Here is a 22027-nt window from a genome sequence, read left to right as displayed (position 1 = left end):
AATTTTGCATTAGTTGCGATGTGAAAAGTCAGCAATGTCGTTTCCATTTTGCAGCTGCGTGATATAAATTTACAAAATTAAATTCGCGAAAATTGCTGGCTATTTTCAAAGCAAGTATGCATACGTGCGTGAAAGTGCTGTAAAAGGCCGCAATATTTTGCTGTAAGTGCATAGTTTGAAACACAAACTATGCTCCCGGGAGCTTGTTCTATACAGGCTGAGAGGGCGGAAGCCGACCGGAAACCTGATGCGGGTAATGCCGCCGTAGGGAAGGAGTATATATGCGAAATATTCGTATTATTGGTGCAGGTATTATCGGTTTAGCAACAGCGTGGAGACTTACGGAAGCTGGCGTAAAAGTCAGTATTATTGATCCGGATCCAGTTTCGGGTGCTTCTCACCATGCTGCCGGCATGTTGGCGCCTACCGCAGAAATGCAATATCAGCAAGAAGCGTTGTATCCACTTATGTTCGAGTCTGCAACCATGTATAAGGAATTGGTTGATTCGGTTGCAAAGTACACCGATAAGCCAACCGGCTACTTAGAGTGCGGCTCTTACGTAATTGGCGGCGACGCTGCAGATAACGAGCACGTAAACGAGTTGCTAAACTTGCAGCATCGTTACGGCCGTAGAGCTGAGCATATTTCTGTTAGTAAGCTTCGTGAAATTGAGCCTGCTCTTTCGCCAACTATTGCTGGCGCTGTAAGCGTGCCGGACGACCATCAAATCAATCCTCGTCTTTTCACTGCAGCTATGATTGATGCACTTGAAAAGCGCGGTGTTGTTATTGAGCGTCGCGCTTCGACTCCAGATGATTTAGGACCGGACACAGTTTTGGCATCCGGCTTGGGTGCTAAGGATATGCTTCCGCAGCTTAAGCTTCGCGCTGTGTGGGGCGATATGATTCGCATGACTATTCCAGAGCCTCTGCGCCCAATTTTGAGCTCTGTGGTTCGTGGTTTTGTGCATGACCGTCCAGTTTATTTGGTCCCTCGCGCTAAGGAAACAGGCGAGCTTGTGCTCGGCGCTACTTCTCGCGAAGACGACCGCGATATTCCAAAGGTTGGCGGCGTGCTCGACTTGCTTCGCGATGCTGCAAGCGTGCTTCCTGGCATTCAGGAATGCTCGATTACTGAGGTTACCGCTGGCGGCCGCCCTGGAACTCCAGACGATTTGCCGTTCATTGGTATTGATCCTAAGACGCATACTACGATTTCCACTGGCTACTTCCGTCACGGTATTTTGCTCACCGCTTTGGGTTCTTCTTTGACTACAAAGCTTGTGCTTGAGCAAGAGTTGACTGAGAAGGAAAAGGGCTTCTTGGAAAGCTGCGATCCTGCTCGCTTCTAGTTACGCAAGTTTCTAGTAAACGTTTCTAGTAACGCAATTTTAATAGACGTTAATAAAGGTTGAATTATGCAAATCGTCGTCAATGGTGAAACTATTGAAGTTCAAGATGGGCTAACTGTTTCTGAGCTTATTGCTCAGCGTTACGGTTCTGACGCTGGTCCTGGCATAGCTGTTGCAATTGGCGACGATGTGCTTTCACGCAATCAGTGGGCGTCGACTGTGATCTGCGATGGTAATCAAATTGAGATTCTCAGCGCAGTTCAAGGCGGCTGACGTTTACAAAATATTAAATTTTAAATAAAAGGCTTAAAATGGCAGAAAATAATTCTGAAAATAATGCAGAAGAAAGTGTCGATACTTGGCAGCTTTGCGGCAAAACTTTACACTCAAGGCTTTTGCTTGGCACTGGCGGCATGACGAGCATTGACATTATGGAAAAGACGCTTGTAGCTTCGGGTGCGGAAGTGGCAACTGTTGCTTTGCGTCGTCACGCAAAGACTGGCGTAGATATTTACGGAATGCTTCAGCGCCATAATATTAACGTTTTGCCAAATACTGCAGGATGCAAGACAGCGCATGACGCTGTGCTCACGGCAAAAATGGCTCGTGAATCTCTTGGAACCGACTGGATCAAGCTCGAAGTTATTGCAGACGACGATACTTTGCTTCCAGATACTCGCGAAGTGTTGCTTGCTGCAGAAAAGCTGGTTGAGGAAGGCTTTGACGTACTGTGCTACACGAATGACGACCCGATTGTGGCTCGTCGTTTGGTTTCGCTTGGTGTGAAGGCTGTGATGCCTGGCGGCGCTCCAATTGGAACCGGCCTTGGTATTTTGAACCCTCGAAATATTGAGTTGATCGTGCGCGAATGCAAGGAAGCTGGCGTTCCTGTGATTTTGGATGCCGGCGTTGGCACAGCTTCCGACGTTGTTAAAGCTTTTGAAATCGGCTGCTCCGGCGTGCTTCTTGCAAGCGCTGTAACTCGCTGCCCGGACCCTGTAACTATGGGTCGCGCAATGGCTGCAGCTGTGATTGCCGGCAAGCTTGCTCACGACGCTGGACGTATTCCAATGCGAAATCACGCGCTTGCTTCTTCGCCTGTTGAAGGCCGCGCTTGGGCGGATTCTGTACTGTGAACAATACGTTTTGCAACGATTCGTATAGCGATGTGCAGGAGCTTGAGACGGAACGCACTTCTCGCCACTTGCTCCTGCCGGGCTTTACGGCGGAACATCAGAAATTACTGCGTGATGCGAAAATTTGCATGGTTGGGGCCGGAGGGCTTGGTTCTCCGTGCCTACTTTCGCTCGCTGCTGCCGGAGTTGGTGAAATCACGATTTGTGACGACGACGTTGTAGAAATTTCCAACTTGCAAAGGCAAACTTTATATACTGTCAATCAGTGCGGCAAATCTAAAGCGCAGTGCGCTAAACAACGTTTGCAAGCATTGTCTCCTGGGTTGAAAATCAACCTTATTTCAAGGTTTAATAAAAATAACGCAAGCCAACTTGTAAAAAATCACGACGTAATAATTGACGGTTGTGATAATTTTGATACTCGTTTTTTGATTGCGGATGCCGCGTGGAGTGCAGGAACGCCGGAAGTGTACGGTTCGGTGCTTTATTATGAAGGACAGATAAGCGTTTTTGTGCCGGGAAAAGGGCCTTGCTTGCGCGACTTGTATCCTTGCCCTCCTCCGAAAGAAACTGTGCCAAAATCGGCAGTATTGGGCGCGACGGCAGCTATTGTGGGTGCAATGATGGCGACTGAAGTAATTAAGCTTATAACTGGCATTGGTAATCCGCTTATTGGAGTTTTGGCGCGTTACAATGCACTTAATAATTCTTTGCGTCATTTTAAGTTCAGTGCGTGAATTTTTCCTTACCTCTTGCTTTTTTTACAAAACTTGAGTCTGGTTGTATAAAGTTTTTTGTAATTTTTGGGAATAAAAGTTGACTTTTATAAGTTGAGTGTAGTAGGCTCAAGTTTTGGAAAGCAAAAAAGCTGATGCTTTACCTAGTTTCCAATGCGGAAGCTAATAAAAGCTAGGCTTACGAACTACATAACTTGAAGGAAACGTGATTGCACAAAGCGTGCAATACTGAGTTAAGGAGAAATTATGGGACGCGCAGTAGGTATTGATTTGGGTACAACTAACTCTTGCATTGCTACTCTTGAAGGTGGCAGCCCAACTGTTATCGTAAACGCTGAAGGCGCACGTACCACGCCATCTGTGGTGGCATTCAGCAAGTCTGGCGAAATCTTGGTTGGTGAAGTTGCTAAGCGCCAGGCCGTAACAAACGTCGACCGCACGATTAGCTCTGTAAAGCGCCACATGGGCACTGATTGGACTGTTGAAATCGACGGAAAGAAGTGGACCCCACAGGAGATTTCCGCGCAGGTTTTGATGAAGTTGAAGCGCGATGCTGAAGCTTACTTGGGTGAGCCAGTAACCGACGCCGTTATTACCTGCCCAGCATACTTCAACGATGCTCAGCGTCAGGCAACTAAGGACGCAGGTAAGATTGCAGGCTTGAACGTACTTCGTATTATTAACGAACCAACTGCTGCAGCTTTGGCTTACGGTCTTGAAAAAGGCAAGGAAGACGAGCGCATTTTGGTATTCGACTTGGGTGGCGGTACTTTCGACGTGTCTTTGCTTGAGATTGGTAAGGACGACGACGGTTTCTCCACGATTCAGGTGCAGGCAACTAACGGCGACAATCACTTGGGTGGTGACGACTGGGATCAGAAGATTATCGACTGGCTTGTTGGCGAAGTTAAGAACAAGTATGGCGTTGATTTAAGCAAGGATAAGATTGCTTTGCAGCGCTTGAAGGAAGCTGCTGAGCAGGCGAAGAAGGAGCTTAGCTCTTCTACTTCTACCTCGATTTCTATGCAGTACTTGGCAATGACTCCTGATGGCACTCCAGTGCATTTGGACGAGACTTTGACTCGTGCTCACTTTGAGGAAATGACTTCCGACTTGCTCGGTCGCTGCCGTACGCCATTTAACAACGTTCTTTCTGACGCAGGCATCTCTGTAAGCCAGATTGATCACGTGGTACTTGTTGGTGGTTCTACTCGTATGCCAGCTGTGAAGGATTTGGTAAAGGAACTTACCGGTGGCAAGGAAGCTAACCAGTCCGTGAACCCGGATGAAGTTGTGGCTGTTGGTGCAGCTGTGCAGTCGGGCGTTATTAAGGGCGACCGCAAGGATGTTTTGCTTATCGACGTAACTCCACTTTCCTTGGGTATTGAAACCAAGGGCGGCATTATGACGAAGCTCATCGATCGCAATACTGCTATTCCAACGAAGCGCTCGGAAGTCTTCTCCACTGCTGAAGACAATCAGCCGTCCGTGTTGATTCAGGTTTACCAAGGCGAACGTGAGTTTGCTCGCGACAACAAGCCTCTTGGCACCTTTGAATTAACTGGTATTGCTCCAGCTCCTCGTGGCGTCCCACAGATTGAAGTCACCTTCGATATTGACGCTAACGGCATTGTGCACGTTTCCGCCAAGGATAAGGGTACTGGTAAGGAACAGTCCATGACTATTACCGGCGGTTCCGGCCTTCCAAAGGACGAAATCGATCGCATGGTGAAGGAAGCTGAAGCTCACGAAGCTGAAGACAAGAAGCGTAAGGAAGAAGCTGAAGTTCGCAACCAGGCTGAATCCTTCGCTTACCAAACTGAGAAGCTCGTAAACGACAATAAAGACAAGATTTCTGACGAAATCTCCAAGGAAGTTACCGACAAGGTGAACGCTTTGAAGGAAGCTTTGAAGGGTGACGACGTTGAGAAGATTAAGTCTGCTCAGAGCGAATTGATGACGGCTGCTCAGAAGATTGGTCAGCAGTTGTACGCCCAGAATGGTGCTGGCGCTCAAGGTGCTGGTGCTCAGGGTGCTGCGGCAGGTGCCGGCGCTCAGGGCGCTGAATCTGCAGCTAAGGATGATGACGTAGTTGACGCCGAAGTGGTGGACGACGACAAGGACGATAAGGACAACAAGTAATGTCCGAGTTTAACGCCAACGACTACTTGAGCGGCATGGATAATGCCGAATCTCTTAAAAACAGCAGCTTTGAAGACAACTCTTCGGCTGCCGGAGATTCGGCAGATTCTGCCAGCACAGATTCAGCTGCTGAGCCTGCAAATGCAACGCATGAAGTGAAAAGTGCGGAAGCTCACGACGCAGCCGCTAGCGCAGATGCTGAGTCTGAAAAATCTTCAGCAAGCAATGGTGAATCCAGCTCGCTTAAGTCGCAAGAAAAGAATGATTCCAGCGATGCGCATAATGCCGAAGAAGATTCCTTGACTCCTCTTGGCAAAGCCAAAAAAGAAGCGGCGGAATATTTAGAAGCGTTACAGCGCGAACGTGCAGAATTTATCAATTTCCGCAAGCGTTCAGTAAAAGAACAAACTCGATTCCGCGAGCAAGGCGTAATCGATGTTCTTGACGCACTGTTGCCGGCATTGGATGATATTGATCGCATTCGAGAACATAGCGAAATGGATGACTCGTTCAAGGCTGTAGCAACCAAGATTGACAAGGCTTTTGCAAGATTTGGCGTGGAAAAGTTTGGTGTAAAAGGCGAAGACTTCGACCCAACAAAGCACGATGCAATTTTGCACCGCCCAGACCCTGACGCCACGAAAGAAACCGTGGATGCAGTAGTTGAAGCGGGGTATCGCATTGGTGAGCGTGTTATTCGCGCAGCCCGCGTGGTGGTTGCATCTCCAAACAACGCCTGATTTACCTAGCTTTAATCTGAATCTTGTAAAGCTTGTAAACAAACTACTTACGAAACTTACTCGTGCTGCTTAAACCTGCGGCACGAGTAGGTTGTATTATGCCGCACTATAGTTCAGCGGCGCAACGTTAAGCTCGTATGCCAATGTGCTGGTACAGGAAGGAGGCACACATGGCTGAAAATGAATGGTTAGCTAAGGATTTTTACAAAGTTCTCGGTGTCTCCAAAGACGCTGACGAAGCGACTATTACTAAGGCCTATCGCAAATTAGCTCGCAAATATCATCCGGATTTGAATAAAACAAAGGAAGCCGAAGAAAAGTTTAAGGACGTTTCTGAAGCTTACGACGTGCTCAAAGATAAACAAACTCGCCAACGTTACGATGCGATTCGCCAATTTGGTGCCGGTGGCGCTCGTTTCGCTGGAGGTGCTGGAGGTGCGGGCGGCTTCGATGCGTCGAGCTTCTCCGATATCTTCTCCATGTTTAACGGCGGCTCCGGAATGGGTGGAATGGGCGGAAAAGGTTCGCGTATTCGCTTTACATCCAGCGGAGCAGGGCCAAATATGAGTGATATCTTCTCTATGTTTGGCGCTGCCGGACAACCACAAAGCTCCGGATTCTCGGGAGGATTCCCAAACGGATACCAGAGTGCAGGCGGTTTCGAAGGTGGGTATGCCGACGCTCAGCAAGCGAACACTCCTGAGCGAGGCGACGACATCACTACGCCAATTACGCTCACTTTTAAGCAATCTTTCAAAGGTGCAACCGTTTCGTTACGTTCAGGCGGAGAAAGCTTCAAAACGCATATTCCAGCCGGAGTAAAAAACGGTCAAAAAATTCGTTTGAAAGCAAAAGGTAAGCCGGGCAAGTTTGGCGGGGAAGCGGGAGACATGTACCTGCAAGTGCACGTAGAACCGTCCGACCGTTTTACGTTGTGTGACTACGATGTAGTTACCAATTTGCCGCTCACCCTCAGTGAAGCAGTACATGGTGCGAAAATTACGCTTTCCAACGTAGACGGAGAGCCTGTGACATGTAAAGTGCCAGCTGGATCCTCTAGTGGAGACGAAGTGCGCGTTGAAGGTGCTGGAGTGCCGGGTAGAAACGGTGATTTTGTTGGAATAGTGCAAATTCATATACCAAAGCGCTCGACTATGCTTCTTAAGCATGCTGCAAAAGAATTTGACAAAACAGCTGGTGATGATTATATAAAGGAAGTCACAAAGCTGCGGCAGTAAGATAGCAACAAACTAGCGCAAATCGGCAACAAACCAGCGTAAGTTGGGAACAATAAGAAAATAGGAAAATAAGAAAATAGGAAAATCTTCATAAAGTACTATAAAATTACACAACTTATTGAATAGTTAGCCGATACTTACTAAACGGCTCAATTAAGGTTATTACTAGACAACAGGGAAGGCGTGCTATGACACCAATAACGCGTGAAACTAAAGCACTGTACGAAATGTGTGCAGTTGCTTTGGTGCGTGGTACTGCTACGCTCGACGGCGCAGATGAAGTAGGATTTACACTTGATTTGCCAATATTTACCGTCAGCCACGTAGCGCGCCTCACCAACACGCACCCACAGACACTACGACAATACGACAGGTTACGTTTAATCATGCCGCAGCGTACGGAAGGTGGCGCTCGCAGATACTCGCTGCGAGACGTAGGTAGAATCGTACAAACTCAGCGTTTAAGCCAAGAAGAGGGCATTAATTTAGCAGGAATTATGCAAATTCTGGCGTTGCAGGAAGAAAATAGGCAGCTTAAACGTCAGGTTCGTCATCTTGCGGAAGTTGCAGAATCTTCTGAACGGAATATTTTCACTGCCAACGCAGATGGGGATATTGTGGAAATGCAACGTTCGAGAAATGCGCGCCGTTGGAGGAGAGATATACGGACAGAAAGGCGAGCTTTGCCGTCGTCGTACTCGTCCGCAGCGTATGAGCATTCCGTAGATGGCAGCAAGCCTGGAGAAAAATCGGTAGTGGTGTGGAGAGCTTGGAGCGTGTGATAGCAAGCGCGAAACGATAGCGAAACAATTTCAACAACACAAAGGATATTGAATGACTGAACAGACGAAGGACATGAATTGCGCGTGCCCAACGCCTCAGAGTGGTAAGGGTGTACTGAAAGCAGTTTTTTGGGATATGGACGGTACGCTCATCGATTCAGAACCTTATTGGCACGAATCCGAGTTTTATTTAGTAAAAAAATATGGCGGATATTGGGATGAAGATTTAGCTTGGGAATGTTCCGGGGGATCTTTAGAAACTGTAGCAAACAAAATGATTCCTTCTGGCACTCGCCTTACTGTAGAAGAAGTCGGCAAGGGAATGGTTGACTACGTTGCTGCTCGCGAAGCCGAACATGTGCCGTGGGTGCCGGGCGTGCTGGATGTGCTGGAAAATCTTGCTAAAGCGGGTATTCCCTCGATTTTAGTGAGTAATTCACCGAGATGCCTGGTCGAAAATATTGTGAAGCATGCGCCGGAAGGAAGTTTTGCCGGCTATGTGTGTGGCGACGACGGTTTTAAGCCTAAACCGAGTGCGGAGCCGTATCTTGCCGCTGGGAAAATGGTTGGTATCCACGGCAGTGACGAGGAGATCGCTGAAGGCATGGCGCATTGTATTGCTATAGAAGATTCCGCGTCGGGACTTGCCGCAGCCGTTGCTTCAGGTGCGACAGTGATTGCGCAAACTGGTTTCTCGCGTGCGGATGTGAGCGATAGTAAGCAGCATGCGGAACTGAACGGTTATGCGGGAGTAACAGTTGCGTCGCTTGAAGACTTGGTTGCGCAACGCTGTAAATAAAGTAACGCCATAAATAACGTAACGTAATCTAACGTAATCTAACGTAACGTAATGTAACGTAACGCTGTCTGCCAAGTAATTGCGTTATTTTGCGTTACCTTCTGTCGGAAGAATAAGAAGAACGGTCAGTTCCAGATTGGCCTGTCTCTCCACCTGCGGAAGAACCACCGCCGGCACTACTAGAATTGTCACTTCCACCGTCGAACCCGTCTAAAGCAGTATTATCGCTAGATGACGGGCCGTCAGCGTGCGCTTCCCCTTCAGACTTGCGTTTGTTATCTGCGTCCTCGCTGCTATCGCTGTGCTCATAGGTGCGTGGCTCTCCCAATCCCCACGTACCATCTTGGCCGCCTATCTTGCCGTTGTCCTTAACTTCAGGGAACTTAACAACGGGCGTCCCTGCCAACGCTTGCTTCATGTAGCGAGTAAACATGTGCACAGGATAGTCGCCGCCGCCAAAGTAGCCATGGAACGGTTTAATCACCTGCGGGCTGCCGTTAGCATCCGGGTTCCAAATTGCAAAAGCAGTGACCACGTTCGGAGTGTAGCCCACAAAACTGCCGGCAGTCATGTCGTTAGCCGTGCCAGACTTACCAGCAATCGGACGTCCAACCGCGCGCGCTTCGGCAGCAGTGCCGTGCTGCACAACACCAATCATTGCTTGAGTGGCGAGAGCAGTATCAGTTGGAGAGAACACTTGCTTTCCGGCAGTTGGAGCACGATAAAATTCCTTACCATCCGGATTTTTCACGCTCGCAACAATATGCAATTCCGGACGCTTGCCTTGATTGGCAAACGTTGCGTACGCGCGCGCAATCTCGCTCACGTGTACGGGATCATTGCCTAATACGGTAAACGGATTCTTGCCGTTAACACGTTTCGGACTCAAGCCGGCAGTAACAGCAATGTGCGCTACCGAACGGGCGCCCAGCTTTTGCTGCAAATCCATGTACACAGTATTTACAGAATTGGCCGTAGCACTATACAAATTCACCATACCAAAGCTTCGATTAGAGAAGTTTCCTACCGGCGTATCAATGCCCTCAAACTTGCGTGGCGAATTGCCATTAAATTGCGTATTCAAGCTAGTGCCGGCCTGGATTGCCCCCAATAATGCGAACGGTTTCATAGTTGATCCAGGCTCATACAGTGCTTGCGTTGCGTTATTAAGCTGCTTTTTAAGATAGTCGTCGCCAGCATAAACCGAAATAATTGAACCGTCCTTGGCGTTAATTGATATGCCGCCAACTTGCAGACCTTCCGGCACGATACCGCGGCCGCCTTGCGAAGGACTTGCTACGTGGAACATCAAGTCTTGTTTAGCTTTATCAATAGTTGTAATAATGCGATACCCGCCGCTGTCAAGATCTTCTTGCGTAAAGGCACCGTTGCGAGTAAGCTCATCGCGAACCATGTGAAGCAGGTAACCTTGAGGCCCTGCATACACGTTTTGCGCGGTTTGCACAATAGTTTTTGGCAGAGTTGCGCTCGCTGCTTGTGCGGCGGTAATATATCCGTCCTGTTTCATGATGCGTAATACGCGTTTGAAACGAATTCCTGCTTCCTTAGGACCAATAGCCGGATCCCAGCTGCTCGGAGCCGGAATAATACCAGCTAACAGTGCTGCTTGCGGTAGTGTCAAATCTTTGGCTTCAACGCCAAAATAAGCCTTCGCTGCCGCTTGAATGCCGTACGCGCCACGTCCCAAATAAATAGTGTTCATATAATTGCACAGAACCGTATTTTTATCTTGCGTTTGTGCAATTTTCAGCGCTAACACAGCTTCGTGAAGTTTGCCCAGGTACGATTTTGTTTCGCCAAGATAGTAGCGTTCTGCGTACTGTTGGGTGATTGTAGAGCCGCCCCAGCGCCCGCGTTTCGTAACGTTATGAATAAGCGCACGGCCGATACCCTTAAAGTCTATGCCGCCGTCGTGGTAGAAGGAACGATTTTCTGAAGCAACAATTGCTTTACCGACGTAATCTGGTAGCACTGAACAGTTAATAATTTCGCGATTTTGCTCGGCGAAAGAACCTAATTCTGTTTTGCCATCCGCATAATACACTTTCGTTTTATCTGCCATAGCAACTTTGTCTGGGGCAGGTATGTCTGTAGTTGCGTACATGTAAGCGAAAACAAGCGCACCTAACAGCGGGGGAACGAGTATTGCTATAAGCATCCAGAAAAGAATGGGGTGCCTGCCGCGCCAAGTTCTGCGGCGTTGCTGACGCGTGTAGTTAAGAGAGCGTTCTTTTCGTGTGCCTGAGCCACTAGAGTTCCTTCGGGAGTTTCTTTGGGAATTCCTCCGGTAATTTGAAGTTGGTGACGAATCTGGGTCGTAATTCGCGTCGTAATTTGCATCGTAGTCGGACGTGTTGAGCCTACGCGACGGTGCCGCGGCTGACGCGTCCGTACGTTTCTGCGATTGAGACGAAACGCTTCTTGGCGTGTTGGATCGTGAAGTAGATGCTCGTCGCCCAGTATTGTGTACAACCATACTTTCCACCGTAGCGCCCGGTATTGAATTTTTCACAAAACTGTTTTTTTATTCTTTTATTTTGACGAAGGCAGAGCAGAGTTGTGTGGAAACAACTAGAAATGTTTTATATTGTTTTATATTGGTTAGAGCATAGTATGATGAAGTGTGTATGAGTGCGACATAATGTAATGCCGCTGATTTTTTGCAGGCAAGGAGTCTATATGAGCATCCGCGTTGCCATTGCCGGTGTAGGTAATTGCGCTTCGTCGCTGGTTCAGGGCGTTGAATATTACAAAAACGCTGATGACGGTGAGAAAATTCCAGGGTTGATGCACGCTGTGTTCGGTCAGTATCGTGTGCGCGATATTGAGTTTGTAGCAGCGTTTGATGTTGATTCGTTGAAGGTTGGTCACGATTTAAGTGAAGCAATTGGCGCTTCGCAAAATAACACTATTCGTTTTGCAGACGTACCAAATTTGGGCGTACAGGTTATGCGTGGGCCTACTTACGACGGTTTGGGTGACTATTATCGTGAGATGATTGATGAGTCTGAGGTTGAGCCGGTTGACATAGCTCAAGTTTTGCGGGATAAGAAAGTGGACGTTTTGGTTTCTTATCTTCCGGTTGGATCCGAAGAAGCAGATAAGGCTTATGCTACGGCTGCGATGGAAGCTGGCTGCGCTTTTGTAAATTGTCTTCCAGTATTTATTGCTTCTGATCCTGAGTGGGCGCAAAAGTTCCGTGATGCTGGCGTGCCGATTATTGGCGACGATATCAAAAGTCAAGTGGGCGCAACCATTACGCACCGTGTGATGGCGCGTCTTTTTGAGGATCGTGGAGTTCGTTTGGATCGCACCTATCAGCTGAATGTTGGCGGCAATATGGACTTCATGAATATGCTTCAGCGTTCCAGGCTTGAGTCTAAGAAGATTTCTAAGACGCGTGCAGTGACGTCAATTGTTCCTCACGAAATGGATGAGCATAACGTTCATATTGGCCCATCAGATTACGTGGCATGGCTGGACGACCGTAAGTTTGCTTTTGTGCGTTTGGAAGGTACTACGTTTGGCGATGTTCCGTTGAACTTGGAATACAAGCTCGAAGTTTGGGATTCTCCAAATTCTGCCGGCATTGTTATTGACGCAGTTCGCGCGGCAAAAATCGCGTTGGATCGCCATTTGTCGGGGCCGATTTTGGCTCCAAGCTCCTACTTTATGAAATCTCCAGCTGTACAGCATGAAGATAGTGAGGCGCGAGAGCTGGTCGAGCGTTATATTGCCGGCGAAGTTGAAGCGGATGCTTCGCAACTTGCGGCAGACGTGGAGTCGGCAAAAGAGCATGGTAAAAGCGTTTGGCGCGCTTAACTCAATTTGTTCTAGACGTGTCTTGTTCTCGACATGTAGCGAATATCGTGTAATATAGGTAAAGCCTCCGCGTGGCGCTATGTCACCCAATCCCCCCAGGGCAGGAATGCAGCAAGGGTAAGTGGCCTCTGGTGGGTGCGCGGGGGTTTCTTTATATCCGCGATTTTATTTCGTTTACAACTAGCGCTGTCGCAGAGGCTGTCGTAAAGTCTAAGGTATGAGCGAAGAATTGACAGGAACGCAGTTCGATCCTGATGCTGAACATTCTCAACGTGCTGCTGAGAAGCATGAGGCAGCATTGTTAGGTGAAACTTTGCAACAAGCCATGAAACACGATAGTAGCGTTCGGGAAGGCTCTGACTCTCTGCAGTCGCAGCCGATTGCCCCGTTTACGCCTGTTGCGGTGCCATCTTCTGATACTCCTGATTCGTCTAACAGCGACAATGTGACGCCACTATTCGATGAGCATACTGCGTCCCAAACTAAAAGGCACGATACTCCTGCTTTTCGTGCTGCCACTTTTCGTTCTACCGATTTTGAGTCATTGGATTCGAATAGTGCTGTTGCCTCCGACGACGGTACAGTAAGCTCTGATGTCACTAATCCCGTTCTTTCGCAGATGGATACTGCGTTAGTAACAAATAGTGCGTTAGGTGCGAATACTGCGCAAAAAGTCGCCAATTCGCTAGCGCAAGATTTTTCTTCCGCAGACGATGAAGTAGCGCAAGTCGATCCGCTTATGAAACGTCCGCGATTGTCTACCATACTATGGTGCGTTGTTCTCGCAATTGGCTTTTTGACGTCGGCGGTAGCTTTGTGGTTTATGACGGTGAGAACAGTTGCCGGACAAAGTTACGAAGAAATGCTTATTGACGGTTTTGGTACCCAAGGTGTGCCATCTTGGCTTGCTTTTCTCTTGCGTCCAATATGTAATTCGATAGCGGTTGTTGCGCTCGGTATTATTCTTGCGATAGTTGCGTTGGTAATTGTCTGCGTGCGCAAACGTTGGTGGCTGCTTGGACAGTGTGCTGCAATTATTGTTGTTTCTGCCGCAGCGGAGCCGTTGAAGAAGATTTTGCCGCGTCCGTTACTTGTGCATATTGAATATTTGGCTGCAAATTCCGCACCTTCTGGGCATGCTCTGCTTATTTCCGCAGCGTGCGCACTTCTTGTTTGCGCAGTGTCTCGTAGGTGGCGTGCGTGGGTGGCTCTTTTGTCTGCGGTTGTGAACGTGCTGGTTGAGCTTTCGTTAATTGCGGGTCATTGGCACCGGTCGGCAGATGTGCTTATGTCTGTGCTTATTGTGGGAGCTGTTACGCTGGGTGTGTTGGCATGTACTCGTTCGAGTGGTATGGATAATCCAGAACACCGGTGTTCTTCAATGAGCGTACAGATTGTTGGTAGCTCCATGATCACTTTAGGCGTGTTGTCTTGCTTATATTCTGCGTATCTTATATGGCAAATTATGCCGGGAGTTTCCGTTGCTGCTCGTTGGGCGTCGAATGTGTCGTATATTGCTACGTACTGGGTGATTATTGGAATAACCCTACTGGTGTATGGTGTTATCATGGTTATGCGCCATGCGACAGCGGCTCCATTAAGTAGGCTCGGTTTAGTTGGCGCGCCGCCGACTCCGCCGCCAGCTGCTTAGTGAATACTTGCGTAAAAATGTTGTATAACAAACCAGCTAACGGCGTGTTGTGTTACGTGTAATATTGTGCGTTTTGCACCAATATGTCTACTCTATCTGCTTTTATCCACCGAGGTGGAATTTGATAGACGTATAGCATATATTTGCGATACAGTTAGCGTGAAACGTACAAAGTTTACGCTTATATGTTTGATTGTTTGAAGAAAGGAGCGAATATGGCAGCGGAACATAAGCTTGTCATTGTGGAGTCTCCCACGAAGGCGCGAAAGATTGGCGGGTATTTGGGTAATGGATACACCGTGATGGCGTCGGTGGGGCATATTCGCGACCTCGCTCAGCCAAGCCAGGTGCCGGCTTCACGCAAAGCAGCGTTCGGCAAGTTTGGTGTAGATGTCGATCATGGTTTTGCTCCGTACTATGTGGTTGGGGCGGATAAAAAGAAAACGGTTGCTGATTTGAAGGATGCGCTCGCCAAAGCTGACGAACTGTATCTGGCAACTGATGAGGATCGCGAAGGTGAGGCTATTGCTTGGCATTTGGTGGAAGCTTTGAAACCAAAAGTGCCGGTTAAGCGCATGGTTTTCCACGAAATTACGAAAGATGCTATTCAATCTTCGTTAAGTAACACGCGTGACGTTGACGACAATATGGTTGATGCTCAGGAAACGAGGCGTGTGCTTGATCGATTGTACGGTTACGAACTTTCGCCAGTGTTGTGGCGCAAAGTTGGTCCGGGACTTTCGGCTGGACGCGTGCAGTCTGTTGCTACCCGACTTATTGTTGAGCGCGAACGCGAGCGAATGGCGTTTACTAAGGCGTCTTATTGGGATATTAGTGCCACTTTGAGTGCTCCTAGTGCTGAAGGTAAGGACGTTGAGTTTGAAGCGCGCATGAGCGAGCTGAACGGTCAGCGTTTGGCTGGTTCTAAGGATTTCAACGCAAATGGCGAATTAATTACTCCTAAAGGTGAGTCTCAATCTGCCCTACATATAGACGCTACGTTTGCTGGCAATCTTGCAAAATCGCTGCAGAATGTAGATTTTGTAGTGAAAGATATGGAGACTAAGCCGTATCGTCGTCGTCCTTTGCCGCCTTTTACTACGTCAACTTTGCAGCAGACGGCTGGAAATCGTTTGTCAATGAGCTCTCGCCAAACTATGCGTGCGGCGCAATCTTTGTACGAAAACGGCTACATTACTTACATGCGTACGGATTCGGTAACGCTTTCTAAAGAAGCAATTAAGGCCGCGCGTGCTGCTGCGCGTGAAGCTTTTGGCGCTGAGTACGTTGCTGATTCTCCTAAGCAGTATGCAACCACCACTGCCGGCGCTCAGGAAGCGCATGAGTGTATTCGTCCAGCTGGAGCGCATTTCCAAAATCCTGCAAGTCTCGCTGACAAACTTCCTGCAGATCAGTTGAAGTTGTATACGCTTATTTGGCAGCGCACTCTTGCTTCTCAAATGGCTGACGCTACCGGTTTTACTGCGACGGTTAAGCTGAATGCTGAGGCTGGGGAGTTTGGTACTGCATTATTCCAAGCTTCTGGCACGGTAATTACGTTTGCCGGTTTTATGAAAGTGTTCGGAACTGCCGCCTCTGAGGGTGAGGAGACTAAAGCGCTACCTCCGATGGAAGCTGGCGATGTGCTTGCTGCTCGCGAAGTTACAGCTCACGATCACGAAACGCAGCCTCCTGCCCGTTATACGGAAGCGTCGTTAGTAAAAACGTTGGAAGCTAAGGAAATTGGCCGACCTTCTACGTACGCGAGTATTATTTCGACGATTATTGATCGCGGATATGTGTACGAGCGTGGGCGTGCGTTAATTCCTTCTTGGCTCGCTTTCGCTGTGATTAAGCTGTTGGAAGCTAATTTCCCAAAGTATGTTGACTACGCGTTTACTGCAGATATGGAAAATGGCCTGGACAGGATTGCGCATGGTGAAGAAACCGGTCGCGATTGGTTGACTAGATTCTATTTTGGTTCTGGCGATGGTTCTGCTCAATCTTCTGACGATGCTCAGAGTGGATTGCAGCAGCAGGTTGCGGAACTTGGTGAAATTGACGCGCGCGAAATCAACACGATTGATATCGGCGATGGGTTGCATGTGCGCGTTGGCCGTTACGGCCCATATTTGGAAGATACTGAGCATTTAGATGCGGAAGGTAATCCTCGTCACGCTTCGCTGCCGGAAACGTTGGCTCCAGATGAGCTTACTGTTGCCGTGGCTCATGAGTTGCTCGAGAATAATGCGGAAGGTCCGCGCGTTCTTGGTACCGATCCGGAAACTGGCGGTACTGTGGAAGTGCGAAACGGTCGTTTTGGCCCGTACGTGGCGTTGGTAGAAGCGCAGGATGATTCCGAAAACGAATCTGAAAACCCTTCCGATAAGACTTCCAAGTCTGCTAAATCTTCTAAAACTGAAGCAAAAACGACTAAGCCACGTCCAAAAATGGCGTCTTTGTTTAAGACTATGGATCCTGCAACTTTAAGTTTGCAAGATGCTTTGCGACTTTTGAACTTGCCGCGTTTGGTGGGTGAGTATGAGGAAGTTGATTCCGAAGGCGTAGTAAAACTTGCACGAATTGAAGCAAGTAACGGACGTTACGGCCCGTACTTAACCAAAACTTATGCTGCTGTGGACACTGCTGCGGGAGAAACGGTAGAATCCAAGCCGGAGACGCGTTCGCTTGCAAGTGAAGACGCTATTTTTAGTACGACTTTAGAAGAAGCTCAAGCTTTGTTTGCGCAACCAAAGTACGGTAAGCGTACTAGAGGTGCAGCTAAGCCGCCGCTTCGTGAGCTTGGTGCGGATCCGGAAACTGGTAAGCCGGTGGTAATTAAAGATGGTTTCTATGGCGCTTATATTACCGACGGCGAAACGAATCGCACTTTGCCAAAACAGTACACGCCTGAGTCAGTTGATCCGCAGGTTGCGTTTGAGCTGTTAGCGCAAAAGCGTGCTGCAGGTCCTGTAAAGCGTAAGAAGCGTACGACTAAAAGCGCTGCTAAGTCGACTGCGAAGTCAGCTACAAAATCAGCTGCCGCAAAGAAGACGACAGCAAAAAAGACACCTGCAAAGAAAGCAACTGCCAAGTCGACTGCGAAGTCAGCTGCTAAAAAAGTAGCGTCAGCAAAAGCAGAAGAGTAAAGATTATAAGTAGGGTTGACTTATGGAATCTTACGGTAGTGATTTTTCTGGCGGTTGCGCATGCGGCGGAAACTGCGGTTGCGGCGGTGCTGAAGCGGCTGAAAACAAAGGGTTGTTTATATCTTTTGAGGGCATTGATGGCGTCGGTAAAACCACGCAAGTTGAGGCTCTTCGGAATCATCTGCAATCTTTAGGTCGTGAAGTAGTGGTGACGCGCGAACCTGGCGGAACGGAACTGGGCAAGTCCCTGCGCAAAATACTGTTGCACGGATCTTTTGTGGCCTCTAGGACTGAAGCTCTATTGTTTGCGGCCGATCGCGCTCAACACGTGGCTGAAATAATTCGCCCTGCACTTAATCGCGGTGCAGTAGTAATTACGGATCGTTATATCGACTCTTCGCTGGCATACCAAGCTGGCGGGCGAGAATTAACAATGGACGATGTGCGCGAATTGAGCGAGTGGGCTACGGGTTCTTTGTGGCCTGATCGCACGTATTTACTGGATATGCAGCCGGAAGCAGCTTTTGAGCGTTTGCATCGTAAGCAGGACCGCATGGAATCTGCTGGAATTGATTTCGCAAGACGCACGCGTGAGGCTTTTTTGGATTTAGCGCATGAAAATGAGGATCGCTACCGCGTGCTTGACGCCACTTGTTCTGCGAAATCGTTAGCTGAGCTTATTTCTAATGATGTAAATAATTTAATTGCAAAAATTTAATTCGAATAAGATGCGCTAACAGTGAAATTTAGGGGGGTGAAGCGATGAGCGTGTGGGATGCTGTAGTCGGGCAGACGCAGGTTGTTGCGCGGTTGCGAAAAGTTGCGTGTGCAAGTCCTAGTGATATACCGCAATCTTGGCTTATTTGTGGCGCTGCTGGTGTCGGCACCTCCCAAGTCGCACACGCTTTTGCTGCGGCTCTTGAAAGTCCAGATCATGGCGAAAGTGAGGATAGCCAGCTCAGCAAAGAGGCTCGCGAAGTGCTTGCTGGTTCTCACCCGGATGTTCGCACGTTACATACGGATGGTGTAACCCTCAGCGTTGATGCTGTGCGCGAAGTAATCGGCTTGTCGGAGCAAATGCCGAGTATTGCGCCGTGGCGAATTATCATTATTGAAGATGTTGAACGCATGCTTGAACGCAGCACTAACGTTCTGCTTAAAGAGATTGAGGAGCCGAGCGAGCACACAATATGGCTTTTGTGCGCTTCAGACGCGCAACAGGTGCTTCCAACAATTCGTTCACGCACGCAACGTGTGCAATTAACTACTCCTGACACTCAAGCGGTAGCGGAGTATGTTGCTGCGAAAACTGGCGCAGATAATAAGCTTGCTAGTCGTTCGGCTAGACTTTCTCAGGGGGATGTTGCCACAGCATTGCTTTATGCGACTGATGAACGTGCGTTGAGTAGGCGGGACGAGTTGGTTGCTGGCTTGTTGCGTATGCACGACGCTAGTGACGCTGTGTTACTTGCGGCCATGCTGATTGAGGAAGCGACGGCGCAAGCAGAGGACGAAGTGCAGCGAAATGTTGAGATTCAGCAGCAAGAGTTTCGTCGTATTAACGGTTTGTCTCAAAGTGATCGTGTACCGCCTAAGTTGCGTACTGCTTACAATGCGATCGGCAAAAAAGATGACGTAAAGCGCAAAGTTACGCGCGTAAGTCGCGATGTCCTCAGCCGTTCTCTGAGTGCTATAGCTAGCGTATATCGCGACGTTCTTGTAGTGCTCAACAACGCGCAGGAGGTTGCGCCGTTTATTAACCAAGAGTTTCAGTCTGGGATTGTGCAATTAGCGCAAAGGCTTACTTCTTCTCACGCGCTGTTGTGCGTGGATAGTATTGCTACCGCCCGGCGTCGTTTAGCTGGTAACGGTAACGCAACACTCGTCTTTGAGGCGTTGTTGTGTTCTCTGTTGTGATTGCGATTGTGGAGTGATTACCATTAGGTTTGTTTGATTTCGCTACTTGTTAGTTGCTAGTTGCGGATAGTCATTGAGATAGTAGATACTTACAGTATGAACATTTCTACAGATTTCACTATCGTGCCTGATGAATACTCCAAAGCTGCACCGGAGCAGAACAAAATTGGTGGAGTGCCGGTAGTTTCCTTCCCGTTTTATATCGATAATCTTGATCCTCGCGCGCATTATTTGCATTGGCGATTTGTTGACGACGATGCCATACCGGTATGCGGTTTTGAATGGATTCATTGGACGGTTGCCAACGTTCCGGTAGAGGCGTTAATGTTCGATTTTAACGATTCTCACGCGCTGCAAATTCCGGCAGATTTTTCCAGAACAATGTCGGCTATGATTCCGGAAGCATTACAAGGTCGAAATTCGCAGGCAAGTAGATTTGTCGGTTGCACAGATCCGTCTGTAACTACGCGTTATAACGGCCCACAGCCGCCAGATAAAGACCACGAGTACATGCTTGAAGTGTTCGGAAGTGAACGTCCGTTGCCGCATCTTCAGCAAGGATTTTATATGAATGAATTACTGTGCGAAGTGCGAAATAGTGGAACTGTTGTCGACGCTGGTGGCATGTTCTTAACTGGCCGCGCATAACTTTCGCCATCGGCGATAGAATCAATCGGTAAGAATAAATAAACAATTTCAACAAAGAGGATGCAAATATGGCATGCACAACAATTCTCGTCGGACGCGGCGCAAGCTACGACGGGTCCACGCTTATCGCGCGTAACGAAGATTCCGCGAATGGCGAATTTAATCCAAAACGTTTAGTGGTAGTAAAGCCGGAAGATCAGCCGCGCGTTTACAAGTCTGTTCTTAGCCACGTAACGGTTGAGTTGCCAGACAATCCAATGCAGTACACTAGCGTGCCAAACGCGGACTTGCGCGAAGGAATTTGGGGAGAAGCTGGCGTTAACGAAGCAAACGTCGCAATGAGCGCAACCGAAACGCTTACTTCCAACGAGCGTGTGCTAGGCGCTGATCCGATGGTTGAATTGCAGAAAGCACAAGGCAAAGTTGGCGATGCTGACTACAAGCCGGAAGTTCCAGGCGGAATTGGTGAGGAAGATTTCCTAACGCTTGTTTTGCCTTATATTCGTAGCGCTCGCGAAGGCGTTGAGCGCTTGGGTGCGTTGCTTGAAAAGTATGGCACTTACGAGATGAACGGCGTTGCTTTTTCTGACGTGAACGAGATTTGGTGGTTCGAAACCGTTGGCGGCCATCATTGGATTGCTAAGCGTGTGCCGGATGAGGCTTATGTTGTGATGCCAAACCAGCTTGGGATTGACGAGTTTGATTTAGACGATGCTTTTGGCGATCAGGAAGAGCATATCTGCTCGGCTGATTTGCTTGAGTTTATTGAAGAAAATCATTTGGATTTGTCGGTTGAAAACGCTTCTCCGTTCAATCCTCGCGACGCTTTCGGTTCTCATTCGGATGCCGATCACGTGTACAACACGCCTCGCGCATGGTTTATGGAGCGTTTCTTGAATCCGTATGACGAAGTGTGGGACGGTAAAGATGCTGACCATCGTCCGGACAGCAACGATATTCCTTGGGCGCGTCAGCCAGAACGTAAGGTGACGATTGAGGATATTAAGTACGTACTCAGCTCTCACTACCAGGGCACCGAATACGATCCTTACGGCAAGCTTGGTGACGAGCATACTCGCCACATGTTGCGTCCGATTGGAATTAACCGTCAAAGTGAGCTTGCTGTAATGCAAATCCGCCCTTATATGCCGGAAGCAATGCGCGCAATTCAGTGGATTACCTACGGATCTAATCCTTTCAACTCTTTGATTCCGTTCTATCCAAACGTAAATCGCACTCCAAAGTATTTGGAAGACACCACTACTCGCGTAACAAGCGAAAACTTCTACTGGGAAAATCGTATTATTGCAGCTCTTGCGGACGCTGCTTTTAACGACACTGCCAACGCAATCGAGCGCTACCAGGAAACTGTTGGTTCCCTTGGCCACGCAATGGTAAAGGCTACGGATGCTACGGTGGCGGATCTTCTTGGCCTTTCTTTGGCTGATTACGAGCCGGAGCGCGAAGGCGATGAAGATTACGATGATTTAGTTCGCGATCCTGAAGCGATTATTGCGGAGCTTCGTAACGAAAAAGTGCGTGAGGCTTTGGCTGAAGCAAATGACGATATGGCAGCAAAGTTGAAGAAAGAAACCGATTCTTTGCTCGACACTGTGCTGTACATTACCAGCATGCGTATGAAGAATGGTTTTAATCGTTCTGATCACTAAAGTTAAATTTTTTAATAATTAAGTGCCTTCCTTAAGAGCCTCCCTCGTGAAATGAACTTTTTATTTCATAAGGGAGGCGCTTTTGTTACCTTTTGTTATTTCGCTATAGAAGTTAGTAATAACGCGCATAGATATTGCGCGTGGTGACTATGCTGCGAGCGAGCAATCGTATAGTATAAATCTTGTCGTTTTACGTTATTTGCACGCATTGTTGTGCTTAGCA

The 22027-nt window shown here is 48.4% G+C and carries 17 protein-coding genes, 1 other RNA gene and 1 riboswitch; of the genes, 17 read left to right on the top strand and 1 reads right to left on the bottom strand.

Going from position 1 to position 22027, the window contains the following annotated elements; genetic code table 11:
• The first annotated feature begins 185 nt into the window (after positions 1-185).
• Positions 186-290, top strand: a riboswitch (TPP riboswitch).
• From thiO to HXT56_RS05045, 9 genes are all read left to right on the top strand, one after another.
• On the top strand, positions 282-1352 hold the full coding sequence (gene thiO, locus HXT56_RS05085; RefSeq protein ID WP_004129299.1) for a glycine oxidase ThiO: 1071 nt from the start codon (positions 282-284) through the stop codon (positions 1350-1352). (Overlaps the previous riboswitch by 9 nt.)
• A 66-nt stretch (positions 1353-1418) precedes the next feature.
• A complete protein-coding gene (gene thiS / locus HXT56_RS05080) occupies positions 1419-1625 on the top strand; it encodes a sulfur carrier protein ThiS (protein WP_421777940.1) in 207 nt (68 codons plus the stop codon).
• A gap of 38 nt (positions 1626-1663) precedes the next feature.
• Positions 1664-2488 (top strand): thiazole synthase, encoded by an 825-nt coding sequence (locus HXT56_RS05075; protein ID WP_421777939.1) that lies wholly within the window; start codon positions 1664-1666, stop codon positions 2486-2488.
• A complete protein-coding gene (locus HXT56_RS05070; protein ID WP_421777938.1) occupies positions 2485-3225 on the top strand; it encodes a HesA/MoeB/ThiF family protein in 741 nt (246 codons plus the stop codon). The genes HXT56_RS05075 and HXT56_RS05070 overlap by 4 nt, the downstream gene beginning before the upstream one ends.
• A gap of 246 nt (positions 3226-3471) precedes the next feature.
• Positions 3472-5367, top strand: coding sequence for a molecular chaperone DnaK (dnaK, locus tag HXT56_RS05065; protein WP_116712372.1), 1896 nt, complete (start codon positions 3472-3474; stop codon positions 5365-5367).
• Positions 5367-6107, top strand: coding sequence for a nucleotide exchange factor GrpE (grpE, locus tag HXT56_RS05060; RefSeq protein WP_116712373.1), 741 nt, complete (start codon positions 5367-5369; stop codon positions 6105-6107). Before dnaK ends, grpE begins: the two co-directional genes overlap by 1 nt.
• Positions 6108-6277: 170 nt before the next feature.
• A complete protein-coding gene (locus HXT56_RS05055; RefSeq protein WP_421777937.1) occupies positions 6278-7345 on the top strand; it encodes a DnaJ C-terminal domain-containing protein in 1068 nt (355 codons plus the stop codon).
• Between the two features lie 188 nt (positions 7346-7533).
• Complete coding sequence (locus tag HXT56_RS05050) at positions 7534-8127, top strand: heat shock protein transcriptional repressor HspR (protein ID WP_421777936.1); 594 nt, start codon at positions 7534-7536, stop codon at positions 8125-8127.
• A gap of 52 nt (positions 8128-8179) precedes the next feature.
• Entirely contained in the window at positions 8180-8926 is a 747-nt protein-coding gene (locus tag HXT56_RS05045) for an HAD family hydrolase (RefSeq protein ID WP_421777935.1), read from the top strand.
• 94 nt (positions 8927-9020) lie between these two features.
• Here the strand turns inward: HXT56_RS05045 and HXT56_RS05040 are convergent, their stop codons facing one another.
• Complete coding sequence (locus HXT56_RS05040) at positions 9021-11423, bottom strand: transglycosylase domain-containing protein (protein ID WP_421778497.1); 2403 nt, start codon at positions 11421-11423, stop codon at positions 9021-9023.
• A gap of 203 nt (positions 11424-11626) precedes the next feature.
• Between HXT56_RS05040 and HXT56_RS05035 the strand changes: the two genes are divergently transcribed.
• The 8 genes from HXT56_RS05035 to HXT56_RS05000 all read left to right on the top strand — a co-directional run bounded on the left by HXT56_RS05035 (position 11627) and on the right by HXT56_RS05000 (position 21804).
• Positions 11627-12769, top strand: a complete 1143-nt coding sequence (locus HXT56_RS05035; RefSeq protein WP_421777934.1) for an inositol-3-phosphate synthase — start codon at positions 11627-11629, stop codon at positions 12767-12769.
• 58 nt (positions 12770-12827) lie between these two features.
• Positions 12828-12924, top strand: an RNA gene (gene ffs, locus HXT56_RS05030) — signal recognition particle sRNA small type.
• A gap of 62 nt (positions 12925-12986) precedes the next feature.
• Positions 12987-14420, top strand: coding sequence for a phosphoesterase (locus tag HXT56_RS05025; RefSeq protein ID WP_421777933.1), 1434 nt, complete (start codon positions 12987-12989; stop codon positions 14418-14420).
• A 215-nt stretch (positions 14421-14635) separates the two neighbouring features.
• Complete coding sequence (gene topA / locus HXT56_RS05020; RefSeq protein WP_421777932.1) at positions 14636-17569, top strand: type I DNA topoisomerase; 2934 nt, start codon at positions 14636-14638, stop codon at positions 17567-17569.
• Between the two features lie 22 nt (positions 17570-17591).
• Positions 17592-18287: a dTMP kinase gene (gene tmk / locus HXT56_RS05015; protein ID WP_421777931.1), complete on the top strand. Its 696-nt coding sequence runs from the start codon at positions 17592-17594 to the stop codon at positions 18285-18287.
• Between the two features lie 44 nt (positions 18288-18331).
• Positions 18332-19486 (top strand): DNA polymerase III subunit delta', encoded by a 1155-nt coding sequence (locus HXT56_RS05010; protein WP_421777930.1) that lies wholly within the window; start codon positions 18332-18334, stop codon positions 19484-19486.
• Between the two features lie 96 nt (positions 19487-19582).
• Entirely contained in the window at positions 19583-20134 is a 552-nt protein-coding gene (locus HXT56_RS05005; protein ID WP_421777929.1) for a YbhB/YbcL family Raf kinase inhibitor-like protein, read from the top strand.
• 68 nt (positions 20135-20202) lie between these two features.
• Positions 20203-21804 carry a C69 family dipeptidase gene (locus HXT56_RS05000; RefSeq protein WP_421777928.1) on the top strand — a complete coding sequence of 534 codons (1602 nt, stop codon included), beginning with the start codon at positions 20203-20205 and terminating at the stop codon, positions 21802-21804.
• Positions 21805-22027: the final 223 nt, after the last annotated feature.

The sequence above is a fragment of the Gardnerella nova genome (assembly GCF_049244055.1).
Taxonomy (GTDB): Bacteria; Actinomycetota; Actinomycetes; order Actinomycetales; family Bifidobacteriaceae; genus Bifidobacterium; species Bifidobacterium vaginale_H.
This window is presented reverse-complemented; position numbering and strand designations above follow the sequence as displayed.